The following is a 12,605-nucleotide window of genomic DNA, read 5'->3' on the forward strand; positions in this document are numbered from 1 at the left end:
AGCCCTGAACCCCACGCTCAACGTTCGATGAGCGGGCGGCAACCGGATTGCGCCGCAGTAAGCATCAGGAGCTTGAGAGCACCGTGGCGCAATGCCGTTGCGGGTCCGCTCCATCAAGGGGACAGCCACATTAGCCACCAATCAGCTTGATGCCTGCACCTACTAGCGCAAGCGCGACCCCAACTATCAGCGCCTTACCGTAGTTGTCGTGGAACCACTTCCACTTGCTTTGCCGCTCGACGATAGGGGACTTGGTATGAAGTGCCAGGCAAAGGTTCGCGGACGACTCAACGAATGCAGTTACGGTTCCCGAGTAAATAGATCCTGCAGGACTTCCATCGTCGTGCAATTGCTGACCATGAAGAAGGTTTTGGACACCGGCAAACTGCTTAAGGAGGGTGTACCAACGTGCTCGGGGGTCTTCGATCAAGAGCAATTTCGATTGATCAGGATCCTTTGCTGAGTAGACCTGCTCAAGAAAGCGACCCGCCACGGCACTGAGCAACTCGAACTCTTGACGTGCGAGCTGATCTGCACCGCCAGCAATGTGCCAATGCTCGCCAGCAGCACCCCACTGTGCGTCAAGGCGACCGAATTTAAGGCGCGGGGCAAGCGCGCGGAAGCGTGATTCGAGATCTAACCAGGTTTGCATGGGTGCGGGCTACTTGATCTTCTTTAGCATCTCGTCCAGGACAGTCTGTCGCTTTAGCCGGTCACTTGATATATCGCCCATTGATTGAACGATAGCGGCAGCCTTTTTAAACGGCGCTACTGCTGTTGCCCCGTGCTTGGAAAGCGCATCAATTACTTTCTGACAGTAGGCGTCCATCTTCTTCGAGTTCAGTTCAGGCATCTTCTCCCCAGCAATGATTACTCGCACGAGCGCCAAGATGTGCCATTTGAACTTGCGCATGTTTTGTGGAATAGTGCCATTTGAAACGAGCAGGTGAAGTCGGTAGAGAGCGAGCGAGGAACAATAGAAAATGCACTCCTTGTTGCTCTCTGAAAACATCTTCTCGCCAATCAATTCGTACATCTGTTTCGGGTAGCGATACGCAAGCTCCGGGCGGTGGTAAAACATGGCCGCAACACACTTGGCAGCCGTGTGAACAGAGAAGACGCGTACAGCGGGAACGTCCCTGCCGATGAACTGACGGTCACGGCGTTCAAAGTACAGGCGCCCATCCTGATCTTCGAACGAATCGAAGTACTGCTCCACTCGCTTGACAATCGGTCGAAGGGAAAAGAACTGGTTCTCTTCAATCTTGGATTGACTGTTTGTAGCTCGGACTAACTCGGCGAAGACATCTTCATTTGATGTCTCCACTATCTTTAGATTGACCATGATCCTGTCGCTGAGGATCTTCCGGTTCTCATACAGAACGTTTGACGTTTGGCATCCATTGACAATCTGGTAGTTCTCAAGGTGCAAGACGTTTCCCTGCACGCGAACGTCTGGACTTACGATTGTTATCCCATTGTTCATCACGGGAAAACGCGTTGAAGCCTTGGCATCGTTAAGTGTCTCAGCGATGGAGCGATTGACCGGGTTCTCACTGCCCAAGAAGGATCGAACATTTTCTTCAAAAACTTGGGTTCGAAGGTTGCCGTCATCACTCACCAAGAGGTTCTCGACTACGTCTTTGGCGCTCGCAACAACGAGGTAAGCTTCTTCAATTCCAGCGATTTTTGGGAGCGGCGCGTTACTGAAGATCGGCAATTGGGCCTGAATTCCAGAATAGGTTGAGACCCACAGAGCAGTTAGTTCATCGCGCCCGACGAATCTAACGTCAATAGTCGAGAAGTAGCCAACCGACTTCAGTTCACGCTCGAATTTCTTGCGCGCTGCCTCCAGCGCTTCGGGCTCGTTGTACACGCCTGTCGTGACGAATCGAGCTGTTATCGAGGGCTTTCCGCCCCTGATCTTTGGCACATTCCTAAGGCAAACGTCGTAGATGGAATTCGCGTTATTCTGGACTTCATCATCTACCTCGTAGTCGTCTGCATTAATGAACTTCTGAACTGATTCCTTAAATTTCAAGAAATCCCCTAGGTCAAAGGAATCGCTGCGCTTGGCCTGGACGAAAACGATCTCCACATCATGGTTCTTCCGATCCGACTTGAAGATGGATTCAGCATCTTCCTCTGAAACGAGAAGTTCTTCGTCAACGATGACGGCTACGCCATCGATGCCATCGTCGGCGTCACCAGTTGTCACGTCTCCAAGCTCAAAGGTCGTGCTTATCTTCGGTGTTAGCACGGCGTAGTTGACAAACATCTCGAACTGCTCCGCCTCATTCAAATCGGTGAGGCCAAAACTTTTAGAGAAGTTGTCCAGGTGTGACTTGATGATTCGATGCATATTTATTGCGATTGTATTTTCAGGTGGCGCGTCGGAAAGTTGCAACTTGGCCGGGGCTAACTATTCGTTCATTTGGAAATTATCGAAACTTCGGCGATTGCCGCTTAATCAAACTCATGTGATTCACGATAAATCCATGTGCACACAGAGAATTCGTGCGCTATGCTGGTTTCCATCGCCGTTAAATTGCTGTGGAAAGCTGCGTTGAACTGCGCGACTGTGCCAGCCTCCCAGGCCTCGCGCAACGGCAGAAACGTCGTCCCTCGGCGACGTGGCCCGAATCCATGTCAGGCGGCCAAGGCATGCCTCAACCGTCACCTTGACCCGCCTGTGTTGTCGATTTTTTGGGGGCATATCTGGGGGCACAACGTGAATCCGCGAGGCAGATATCCAGTGTTAATGGGCCTTTCGCTCGATCGTTTGATAGACCCCGGCACCATCCAAAACAAAAGGCCCGTGTCGATGACACGGGCCTTTTTCATTTCAAGCGGATCAGGGGAACTGTGCCCCGTCTGTGATCAGTTGAACACTTGTCCGCGGATCAGGCCCACGGCCAGCCCTTCGATGCTGAACTCACCACTGTGCTCGGTGACGACGATGGGCTCGAAGTCTGGGTTCTCGGGCAGCAGCCGGATGCCGTCGGGCCCGCGCTGGAAGCGCTTCACGGTGACCTCCTCGCCGACACGGGCGACGACGATCTGGCCATTGCGAGCCTCGCGGGCCGTCTGCACGGCCAGCAGGTCGCCGTCGAGGATGCCGATGTCCTTCATGCTCATGCCCTTGACCTTCAGCAGGTAGTCGGGCTTCTTGGCGAACAGGCTGGGCTCGACGGTGTAGGTCTGCTCCACATGCTCCTGTGCCAGGATGGGGGCACCGGCGGCGACGCGGCCGATCAGGGGCAGCGTGAGCTGGGCGAGGTTGGGGATGGGCAGGCTGAACTGGCGCGCGCGGTTGACGGCGCTGAGGGTGTCGGACTTCAGCCGGATGCCGCGGGACGTGCCGCCCACGAGCTCCAGCATGCCTTTGCGGGCCAGTGCCTGCAGATGCTCCTCGGCCGCATTGGCGGACTTGAAGCCCAGTTCGGCGGCGATCTCGGCCCGGGTGGGCGGGGCGCCGGTGCTCTCGATCGCGTTGCGGACCAGGTCGAAGATCTGCTGCTGGCGGGCGGTAAGCTTGGGTTGGTCTTGCACGGTCGGCCTTTTGGGATGCGCTGGTTGTGTATCCAGTATCTGTATTTTTATCCAGGAATCGGAAATTGCAAACCCTTGAGCCCTTGATCGTCATTCTTGGCACCGGCGGCACCATCGCCGGCACGGCGCAAAGCGCCAGTGATGGCGTGGGCTACACGGCGGCGCAGCTGCGCATCGAGGACCTGCTGGCGGCCGTGCCGGCGTTGCAGGGGCGACGGCTGGAGGCGCGGCAGGTCGCGCAGCTGGACAGCAAGGACATGGACTTCGAGACCTGGCAGCGGCTGGCTGCGGCTGTGCAGCAGCAGCTGGATCGCCCCGACGTGGCGGGCGTTGTCGTCACGCACGGTACGGATACGCTGGAGGAAACCTCCTACTTCCTGCACCGCGTGCTGGCGCCGACCAAGCCGGTGGTGTTGACGGCGGCGATGCGGCCTGCCACGGCGCTGGTGCCCGACGGGCCGCAGAACCTGTTCGATGCCGTGCAGGTGGCGGCCGAGCCGGGAGCGGCCGGTGTGGTCGTGGCGTTCGCGGGCCGCGTGCACGACGCCACGCAGGTGCGCAAGACGCACAGCTACCGCGTGGACACGTTCGAGTCGGTTGATGGCGCGCTGGTCGCCCGTGTGGAGGAGGGCGTCGTGCGGCAACTGGGGCGCTGGCCCGTGGCTGAGGCGCTGGGGCTGGGCCGCATCGCGGCGGTTGCCGGCAGTTGGCCCAGGGTGGACATCGTCCTGAACCATGCCGGCGCCGACGGCCGCATCGTGCGGGCGTTGCTGAATGAAGGCGTCGACGGCATCGTGGCCGCCGGCACCGGCAACGGCACGCTGGGCAAGGATCTTGACGCCGCGCTGCGCGAGGCGGAGAGGCGCGGCGTGAAGGTGGTGCGCAGCACGCGCTGCGACGCAGGCCCGGTCATGGACATGCCGGGCCTGCTGCCCAGCGCCGGAGCGCTGAGCCCGGTCAAGGCCAGGGTCGAGCTGCTGCTGGACCTGCTGGCGCGCTGACAGTTCTTAGACGATGGTTAGCGTCACATCCACATTGCCGCGGGTGGCGTTGGAGTAGGGGCAGACCTCGTGGGCAGTGGCAACCAGCGCTTCCAGCGCGGCGCGATCCATGCCGGGCACCGAGATCTTCATGTCGACCTGGATGCCGAAGGCGCCCGGCTTGTTGGCGTGCGGGCCGATGGCCACGTCGCTGGTGATGGAGACCTCGGCGGGCAGGGCGATCTTCTGCTTGCCGGCGACGGCCTTCATCGCGCCGATGAAGCAGGCGCTGTAGCCGGCCGCGAACAGCTGCTCGGGGTTGGTGCCGGGGCCGCCCGCGCCGCCCAGTTCCTTGGGCGTGGACAGCGTCACGTCGATGGCGCCGTCGGACGACTTGGCGGTGCCGGCGCGGCCACCGGTGGCAGTGGCGGTGGCGGTGTAGAGGGCTTTCTCGATGGCCATGTGAGGCTCCTTGGTGGGTGGTGGTTGGGGACAGGGATCAGTCGGCCGCGCCCTGCAGAAACTCGGCGCGGATCTCGTGAAGCCGGCGCGTCAGCGCGGCCAGTTCGTCGAGGTTGCAGCTGGTGGCGCAGGCGAGGTGGGACGGGATGTCCAGCGCCTGGGCGCGCAGCTTGCGGCCCGCAGGCGTCAGGAAGATGTCGACGCGGCGCTCGTCGTCCTGCGCGCGGCGGCGTTCGATGAGGGCTTGCTGTTCCAGCCGCTTCAGGAGCGGCGTCAGCGTGCCGGAGTCCAGCGACAGGCGCTGGCCCAGATGGCTCACGCTGCGGCCGTCGGCCTCCCACAGCACCAGCATGACGAGGTACTGCGGATAGGTCAGGCCCAGCGGCGCCAGCAGCGGCTTGTAGAGCTTGGTCATCGCCAGCGAGCTGCTGTACAGCGCAAAGCACAGCTGGCGGTCCAGCTGCAGCCATTGCTCGCGCGGATCGGCGGTGGTGGTGGAGGTCTTGCTGCGAGGCATGGGCTGAACTGTATTTGGCAATTAAATTGCACACAACTTAAAAGGTCTTTTCGGCGACACGCATGCTGACGCCGATCTGCGAGGATGCCCACCCCTAGCGAACAAGACAAGGAGAGCGTCGATGCTGATGGTCGCGATCGTGCTGTCGGCCCTGGTGGCCTTGCTGCATCTGTACTTCCTGGTGCTGGAGATGTTCTTCTGGACCAAGCCGCTGGGCCGCAAGGCGTTCGGACTGAAGGCGGACTTCGCCGAGCAGAGCAAGGCGCTGGCGGCCAACCAGGGGCTCTACAACGGCTTCCTGGTGGCGGGTCTCGCCTATGGGCTGCTGTTGGGCGCGGCAGGCGCGGGCAAGCCCTGGCTGGTGTTCTTCCTGGGCTGCGTTGTCGTGGCCGGCCTGTTCGGCGCTGCCACGGTGTCGAAGAAGATCCTGTTCGTGCAGGCGCTGCCGGGCGCGCTTGCGCTCGCGGCAGTCTTCGCGGTCTGACGCGAGGTCAGGCGGCGGTCATCGCCTCGATCTGCTCGCCCAGTTCCAGCCAGCGCATCTCGTCGGCTTCGAGCTGGTCGTGAATGGCCTTCAGGCGCTTGCCCATCTCGGCAATGGCCGACGCCGCGGCGCCTTCGGCCAGCTGAGCCTCGATCTCCGAGCGCTCCGTGGCCAGCGCATGCATGCGCTTGTCGATGGTCTCCATCTCCTTGCGCAGCGGCCGCGTCTGCTCGGCCAGCTTGGCGCGCGCCTGGCCTGAGGCTTTGCGGTCTTCCCGCGGCGCGGGTGCGGCAGGTGCGGGCGCTGCAGCGGCCACCGGTGCGGGGGCCGGGGTTGAGGCGCCTTTCTTGGCCGCACGGGCCGCTTCCTTGCTCTGGTCCAGCAACCACTGCTGGTAGTCGTCCAGATCGCCGTCGAAGGGTTTGACGACGCCGTCGGCCACCAGCCAGAACTCGTCGCAGACCTCGCGCAGCAGCGCGCGGTCGTGGCTGACCAGCATGACAGTGCCCTCGAACTCGTTCAGCGCCAGCGACAGCGCCTCGCGGGTGTTCAGGTCCAGGTGGTTGGTGGGCTCGTCCAGCAGCAGCAGGTTGGGGCGCTGCCATACCAGCATGGCCAGCACCAGGCGCGCCTTTTCGCCCCCGCTGAGGCTGCCGACCTGCTGGTTGACCATGTCGCCGGTGAAGCGGAACTGGCCGAGGAAGTCGCGCAGTTCCTGCTCGCGGCCTTGCGGGCCCACGTCGCGGGCCAGCCGCACCATGTGTTCCAGTGGGCCTTCGTCCAGGCGCAGCACGTCCAGTTCCTGCTGGGCGAAGTAGCCGATGGACAGGCCCTTGCCCTCGGTCAGCTTGCCGGCCATCGGCGCCTGCGCGCGGGCGATGGTCTTGACCAGCGTGGATTTGCCCTGGCCGTTGGCGCCCAGGATGCCGATGCGCTGGCCGGCCAGCACGGAGCGGTCCACGCCGCGGACGATGATCTTGTCGCCCTCGTCGGTGCGGTAGCCGGCGCTGAGTTCGTCGAACATCAGCATCGGGTTGGGCAGGTTCAGCGGCTCGCGGAACTCGAAGTTGAAGTCGGCCGACGCCAGCACCGGTGCCAGCTTCTCCATGCGCTCCAGCGCCTTCACGCGGCTCTGCGCCTGCTTGGCCTTGCTGGCCTTGGCCTTGAAGCGGTCGATGAATTTCTGCAGGTGGGCGACCTTTTCCTGCTGCTTCACGAAGGCCTGCTGCTGCAGCACCATGCGCTCGGCTCGCTGGGTCTCGAAGCTGGTGTAGTTGCCGCCGTAGCGCACCAGCTTGCCTTCGTCCAGATGCAGCGTGACCTTGGTGATCGCGTCCAGGAACTCGCGGTCGTGGCTGATGATGATCAGCGTGCCGTCGTAGCGCTGCAGCCAGGCTTCCAGCCAGACCAGGGCGTCAAGGTCCAGGTGGTTGGTGGGCTCGTCCAACAGCATCAGTTCGGCCGGGCACATCAGCGCGCGGGCGAGTTGCAGGCGCATGCGCCAGCCGCCGGAGAAGCTGTTGACGGGCGCGTCCAGTTGCTCGGTGCGGAAGCCCAGGCCCATCAGCAGCGCCTGCGCGCGCGAGCGGGCGTCGAAGGCGCCCGCGTCGGCCAGCGCGGCGTGCGCGTCGGCCATCGCGTGGCCGTCTTCGGCGGCTTCGGCCTCGGCCAGCGCGATGCGCGCGGCCACCAGCGGCAGGTCGCCCTGCAGCACGAAGTCGGTGGCGCCGTCGTCGGTCTCGGGCATGTTCTGGGCCACTTCGGAGCGGCGCCAGTGCTTGGGCACCTCGACCTCGCCCTTGTCGTTGCCCAGGCGGTGGGTCAGCAGCGCGAACAGGCTGGATTTGCCGGCGCCGTTGCGGCCCACGAGGCCGATCTTCTCGCCGGGTTGCAGCGTGGCGGAGGCGTTGTCGAGTACGACCTTGACGCCACGGCGCAAGGTGATGTCGCGGAGAGTGATCACAGCAGGTTCTCTTTCGTGACCAGCAGCACCTGGTCAGCGCCGGAGGAGGTTTCCATCCAGACGACTTCAAGTTCAGGGAAGGCCGCTTCGAAGAAGGGGCGCTCGTTGCCGATCTCCAGCACCAGCACGCCGCCGTCATTCAGCGCCGTGGGGGCGTCCCGCAGCAGCGTGCGGACGAAGTCCATGCCGTCGCTGCCGCCGGCCAGTGCCAGTTCGGGCTCGGCGAGGTACTCGGCCGGCAGGGCGGCCATGCTCTGGCTGTTCACATAGGGCGGGTTGCACAGGATGAGGTCGTACGGCCCCTGCGCGCCGGCCAGGCCGTCGCCCTGCAGCAGTGAGACGCGCTCCGTCAGGTCATGGCGCACGATGTTGAGCTTGGCCACGGCCAGCGCGTCGCTGCTGATGTCCAGAGCGTCCACTTCCACTTCGGGCCAGGCCATCGCCGCCAGCACGGCCAAGCTGCCGTTGCCGGTGCACAGGTCCAGCACGCGCCGTGTGTGCTCGCCCAGCCAGGGATCGATGCTGGCATCGGCAATCAGCTCCGCGATGAAGCTGCGCGGCACGATGGCGCGCTCGTCGATGGTGAACGGCACTCCTTGCAGCCAGGCCTCGCCGGTCAGGTAGGCAGCGGGCTTGCGGGTGGCGATGCGCTGGTCGATCAGCGCCGCCACCGAAGCCGCTTCGGCGTCGGTCAGCTCGCGCGCTTCGTGCTCGTCCAGCGCGTCCAGCGGCAGGCCCAGGCGCCACAGCGCTAACCAGGCGGCCTCGTCGAAGGCGTTCGTCGTGCCATGGCCAAAAAACAAGCCCGCCTGGGCGAGGCGGGCGGCTTGGGTGTCGATGCAGTCAATCAGCTTCAAGTGCCGCGGACGTCCAGGGTGATTTCGGTGAAGCTGGCTTCGTCGCCAGCCTTCTCTTCCTTGCGCGGCGCGTTCGTCAGACGGGCGCCGGGCGCCTCGTTCTGCAGACGCCACAACAGGTTGGTGGGCGAGTCGGCGAACGCCAGGCCTTCCTCGCGGGTGATGGTGCCGTCGGTGATGAGCTTGGCGAAGTGCTCTTCGTAGGTCTGCGAGCCCTCGGCGATGGACTTCTCCATTGCCTCCTTCACGCCGGCGAAATCGCCCTGCTCGATGAGCTCGGATGTCAGCTTGGTGTTGAACAGGATTTCCAGCACCGGCACGCGGCCGCCGGCCGTCGCGCGCACCAGGCGCTGCGACACGATGGCCTTCAGGCCCGCGGCCAGGTCGTTCAGCAGCGCAGGACGGGACTCCGGCGTGTAGAACGACAGGATGCGGTTCAGCGCGTGGTAGGTGTTGTTGCCGTGCAGCGTGGCCAGCACCAGGTGGCCCGACAGCGCGTAGCTGATGGCCGCCGTCATCGTGTCGCGGTCGCGGATCTCGCCGATCAGGATGCAGTCCGGCGCCTGGCGCAGCGCGTTCTTCAGCGCGATCTGCAGCGACGCCGTGTCGCGGCCGATCTCGCGCTGGTTGACCACGGAGCGCTTGTTGCTGAACAGATATTCGATCGGGTCCTCGATGGTGAGGATGTGCCCGGTCATGGTCTGGTTGCGCAGCTCCAGCATGGAGGCCAGCGTCGTGCTCTTGCCGGTGCCGGTGGCGCCCACCATCAGGATGAGGCCGCGCTTCTCCTTGATCATCTGACCCAGGATGGCCGGCAGGCCCAGGCTCTCCATGGTCGGGATGTTGTGCGGGATGTGGCGGAACACGCCCGCGATGGAGCCCCGCTGGCGAAAGCCCGACAGCCGGAAGCTGCCGACGCCGCGCACGGACACGGCCATGTTCAGCTCGCCCGAGTTGTCCAGTTCCGCCAGGCTGGTAGGGTCGATGACCTCGGCGATCAGCTGGCGAGGCTGCGGCGGCGTCAGCAACTGGTCGGACAACTGCACGGTCTGACCGTTGATGCGGATCAGCACCGGCATGTTGGCCGACAGATAGCAGTCCGACGCACCCTTGTCGGCCATCAGCCGCAGGATGCGTTCCATGTTGCCGGCGCCGGGGCTGCTCATGGTTATGCGCGCAGCAGTTCGTTGATGCTCGTCTTCGAGCGGGTCTGTGCGTCCACGCGCTTCACGATGATGGCCGCGTACAGCGAGTAGCGGCCGCCATCCTTGGGCAGCGAGCCGGAGATGACGACGGAGCCGGCCGGCACGCGGCCGTAGCTGACGGTGTCGGTCGCGCGGTCGTAGATCGGCGTGCTCTGGCCGATGTAGACGCCCATGGAGATCACCGAGTTCTCCTCGACGATGACGCCTTCGACGACCTCGGAGCGGGCGCCGATGAAGCAGTTGTCTTCAATGATGGTCGGGTTGGCCTGGAGCGGCTCAAGCACGCCGCCGATGCCCACGCCGCCGCTCAGGTGCACGTTCTTGCCGATCTGCGCGCACGAGCCCACGGTGGCCCAGGTGTCGACCATGGCGCCTTCGTCGACGTAGGCGCCGATGTTCACGTAGGACGGCATCAGCACGACGTTCTTGGCCTGGAAGCTGCCGCGGCGGGCCACGGCCGGCGGCACCACGCGGACGCCAGTGGCGCGCAGCTGCTCATCGCTCCAGCCGGCGTACTTGGTGGGCACCTTGTCGAAGAAGGTCAGTTCCTTGTCGCCCATGATGCGGTTGTCGTTCAGGCGGAACGACAGCAGCACGGCCTTCTTGACCCACTGATGCACGGTCCACTGGCCCACGCCTTCGCGGGTGGCCACGCGGATGCGGCCTGCGTCCAGCTCGGCGATGACGTGCTCGACGGCCTGGCGCACCTCGGGGGCGTTGACGGGGTCCAGCGACGCGCGGTTGTCCCAGGCGAGGTCGATCGTGCTTTGGAGTTCAGCGGTGTTCATGGGAGGCAAGGATCAGCGAGATTGCGTGAAGGAGACGATGCGGCGGGCGCCTTCGAGGCATTCGGCCTCGTCGGCGACCAGGGCCAGGCGGATGCGCCCGGCGCCGGGGTTGCTGCCGTGGGCCGGGCGGGCCAGCAGGCTGCCCGGCAGTACCACCAGATTGTATTGAGCGAGCAGCCCCTGGGCGAAGGCGATGTCGTCACCATCTGGAACAGCCGCCCACAGGTAGAAGCCGGCATCGGGCAGCGCCACGTCCAGCACTTCGGCCAGCAGCGGCGTGACCTCGGCGAACTTGTGGCGATAGCGTGCGCGGTTGTCGACCACATGGGCCTCGTCGCTCCACGCGGCGATGCTGGCGGCCTGCACCAGCGGGCTCATCGCGCTGCCGTGATAGGTGCGGTACAGCAGGAACTTCTTCAGCAGAGCGGCGTCGCCGGCCACGAAGCCCGAGCGCAGGCCCGGCACGTTGGAGCGCTTGGACAGCGACGTGAATGCGATCAGGTTCTTGAAGTCGCTGCGGCCCAGCTGGGCTGCGGCTTCCAGGCCACCGAGAGGTGCCTCGTCTCGGAAGTAGATCTCCGAGTAGCACTCGTCCGAAGCGATGACGAAGCCATGCTTGTCGCTCAGCTCGAACAGCGCCTGCCATTCGGCCAGCGGCATCACGGCGCCGCTGGGGTTGCCCGGCGAGCAGACGTACAGCAGCTGCGTCTTGGCCCAGGTTGCGTCGGTGATCTGCGACCAGTCCACGGCGAAATTCCGTGCCGGGTCGGAGTTGGCGTAGGCCACCTCGGCGCCGGCCAGCAGCGCGGCGCCTTCGTAGATTTGATAGAAGGGGTTCGGGCAGACGACCGTGGCGCCGGCGCGACTGGCATCCACCACCGTCTGCGCGATGGCGAACAGCGCCTCGCGCGAGCCGTTGACCGGCAGCAGCTGCGTGGCGGGGTTCAGCGTGAGGCCATAGCGGCGCTGCACCCAGCCGGCGATGGCCTCGCGCAGCGCGACCGTGCCGCCGGTGGCGGGGTAGCCGGCCAGCTGCGGCATCGCGTCCTGGATGGCCTGCGCGATGAAGGTCGGTGCCGGGTGGCGGGGCTCGCCGATCCCCAGCGAGATGGGCGTGAAGTCCGGATCGGGCTTGATGTGGGCGGTCAGCTCACGCAGGCGCTCGAACGGGTAGGGGTGCAGTCGATCCAGCAGCGGATTCATGCGCCGAGCATCCCCGACTCGAAGCCATGCGTCGGCAGATCCACGCGCGGCGCCGGCGTCCAGCCAGCCTTGCGGTGCTCGACGACGACATTGGTGTAGATGCCGCCACGCACATACCACTTGGCAGTGATGCGGATGAAGCGCGGGTCGGTGACCTTGACGATGTCGTCGAGGATCTTGTTCGTCACCTTCTCGTGGAACGAGCCCTCGTTGCGGTAGCTCCAGAAGTACATCTTCAGGCTCTTCAGCTCCACGCAGAGCTCGTCGGCAATCATGTCGATCGTGAAGTGGGCGAAGTCGGGCTGGCCGGTCAGCGGGCAGTGGCAGGTGAACTCGGGCACCTGGAACTGGATGACGTAGTCGCGTTCCGGGTTCGGGTTCGGGAAGACCAGGATGTCCTTGCTGGGCTTGCTCGGCGGGTTCGGAGGCACCTCGCGCATCTTGGGCTTGTTCTTCTTGGCGGGGGCGGCGGCAGCGGACTTCTTGGTGGCCATGGTGCAAAGGCTTTCTGAGAGGGGGCGAATGCTATCATCCGCCCCCGTCGAAGCGCCCCTGAAAGGCGCTTTTCTTTAGCCAAATCAAAGGCTTACGTCC

The 12,605-nt window shown here is 64.1% G+C and carries 13 protein-coding genes; 2 read left to right on the forward strand and 11 right to left on the reverse strand.

Annotated features, from left to right (window positions below; translation table 11 throughout):
* Nucleotides 1–130: 130 nt before the first annotated feature.
* From J2X21_RS07905 to lexA, 3 genes are all read right to left on the reverse strand, one after another.
* A complete protein-coding gene (locus J2X21_RS07905) occupies nt 131–652 on the reverse strand; it encodes a hypothetical protein (protein ID WP_310326950.1) in 522 nt (173 codons plus the stop codon).
* 9 nt (nt 653–661) lie between these two features.
* Nucleotides 662–2,407, reverse strand: coding sequence for an AIPR family protein (locus J2X21_RS07910; RefSeq protein WP_310326952.1), 1,746 nt, complete (start codon nt 2,405–2,407; stop codon nt 662–664).
* A 473-nt stretch (nt 2,408–2,880) separates the two neighbouring features.
* Complete coding sequence (lexA, locus tag J2X21_RS07915; RefSeq protein WP_310326953.1) at nt 2,881–3,552, reverse strand: transcriptional repressor LexA; 672 nt, start codon at nt 3,550–3,552, stop codon at nt 2,881–2,883.
* An 83-nt stretch (nt 3,553–3,635) separates the two neighbouring features.
* Between lexA and J2X21_RS07920 the strand changes: the two genes are divergently transcribed.
* Nucleotides 3,636–4,553 carry an asparaginase gene (locus tag J2X21_RS07920; protein ID WP_310326958.1) on the forward strand — a complete coding sequence of 306 codons (918 nt, stop codon included), beginning with the start codon at nt 3,636–3,638 and terminating at the stop codon, nt 4,551–4,553.
* A gap of 6 nt (nt 4,554–4,559) precedes the next feature.
* Here the strand turns inward: J2X21_RS07920 and J2X21_RS07925 are convergent, their stop codons facing one another.
* Together J2X21_RS07925 and J2X21_RS07930 are read right to left on the reverse strand one after the other, a co-directional pair.
* A complete protein-coding gene (locus J2X21_RS07925) occupies nt 4,560–4,994 on the reverse strand; it encodes an organic hydroperoxide resistance protein (protein WP_310326960.1) in 435 nt (144 codons plus the stop codon).
* Between the two features lie 37 nt (nt 4,995–5,031).
* A complete protein-coding gene (locus J2X21_RS07930) occupies nt 5,032–5,511 on the reverse strand; it encodes a MarR family winged helix-turn-helix transcriptional regulator (protein WP_310326962.1) in 480 nt (159 codons plus the stop codon).
* 121 nt (nt 5,512–5,632) lie between these two features.
* On the opposite strand from J2X21_RS07930, the gene J2X21_RS07935 reads away from it, so the two are divergent.
* Nucleotides 5,633–5,995 (forward strand): DUF1304 domain-containing protein, encoded by a 363-nt coding sequence (locus J2X21_RS07935; RefSeq protein ID WP_310326964.1) that lies wholly within the window; start codon nt 5,633–5,635, stop codon nt 5,993–5,995.
* A gap of 7 nt (nt 5,996–6,002) precedes the next feature.
* On the opposite strand, the gene J2X21_RS07940 is transcribed toward J2X21_RS07935, so the two are convergent.
* Genes J2X21_RS07940 through queF form a run of 6 tightly spaced genes read right to left on the reverse strand, consistent with a single transcriptional unit; the run spans nt 6,003 to nt 12,451 of the window.
* Nucleotides 6,003–7,958, reverse strand: coding sequence for an ATP-binding cassette domain-containing protein (locus J2X21_RS07940; RefSeq protein ID WP_310326966.1), 1,956 nt, complete (start codon nt 7,956–7,958; stop codon nt 6,003–6,005).
* A complete protein-coding gene (gene prmB / locus J2X21_RS07945; protein ID WP_310326967.1) occupies nt 7,955–8,815 on the reverse strand; it encodes a 50S ribosomal protein L3 N(5)-glutamine methyltransferase in 861 nt (286 codons plus the stop codon). The genes J2X21_RS07940 and prmB overlap by 4 nt, the downstream gene beginning before the upstream one ends.
* Nucleotides 8,812–9,981 (reverse strand): PilT/PilU family type 4a pilus ATPase, encoded by a 1,170-nt coding sequence (locus tag J2X21_RS07950; RefSeq protein ID WP_310326969.1) that lies wholly within the window; start codon nt 9,979–9,981, stop codon nt 8,812–8,814. Before J2X21_RS07950 ends, prmB begins: the two co-directional genes overlap by 4 nt.
* Nucleotides 9,982–9,983: 2 nt before the next feature.
* A complete protein-coding gene (dapD, locus tag J2X21_RS07955) occupies nt 9,984–10,808 on the reverse strand; it encodes a 2,3,4,5-tetrahydropyridine-2,6-dicarboxylate N-succinyltransferase (protein WP_310326971.1) in 825 nt (274 codons plus the stop codon).
* Between the two features lie 12 nt (nt 10,809–10,820).
* Nucleotides 10,821–12,011 (reverse strand): succinyldiaminopimelate transaminase, encoded by a 1,191-nt coding sequence (gene dapC / locus J2X21_RS07960; RefSeq protein ID WP_310326974.1) that lies wholly within the window; start codon nt 12,009–12,011, stop codon nt 10,821–10,823.
* On the reverse strand, nt 12,008–12,451 hold the full coding sequence (queF, locus tag J2X21_RS07965) for a preQ(1) synthase (protein ID WP_310327243.1): 444 nt from the start codon (nt 12,449–12,451) through the stop codon (nt 12,008–12,010). Before queF ends, dapC begins: the two co-directional genes overlap by 4 nt.
* Between the last annotated feature and the right edge of the window lie 154 nt (nt 12,452–12,605).

The organism is Roseateles asaccharophilus (assembly GCF_031458115.1).
Classification (GTDB): domain Bacteria; phylum Pseudomonadota; class Gammaproteobacteria; order Burkholderiales; family Burkholderiaceae_C; genus Pelomonas; species Pelomonas asaccharophilus_A.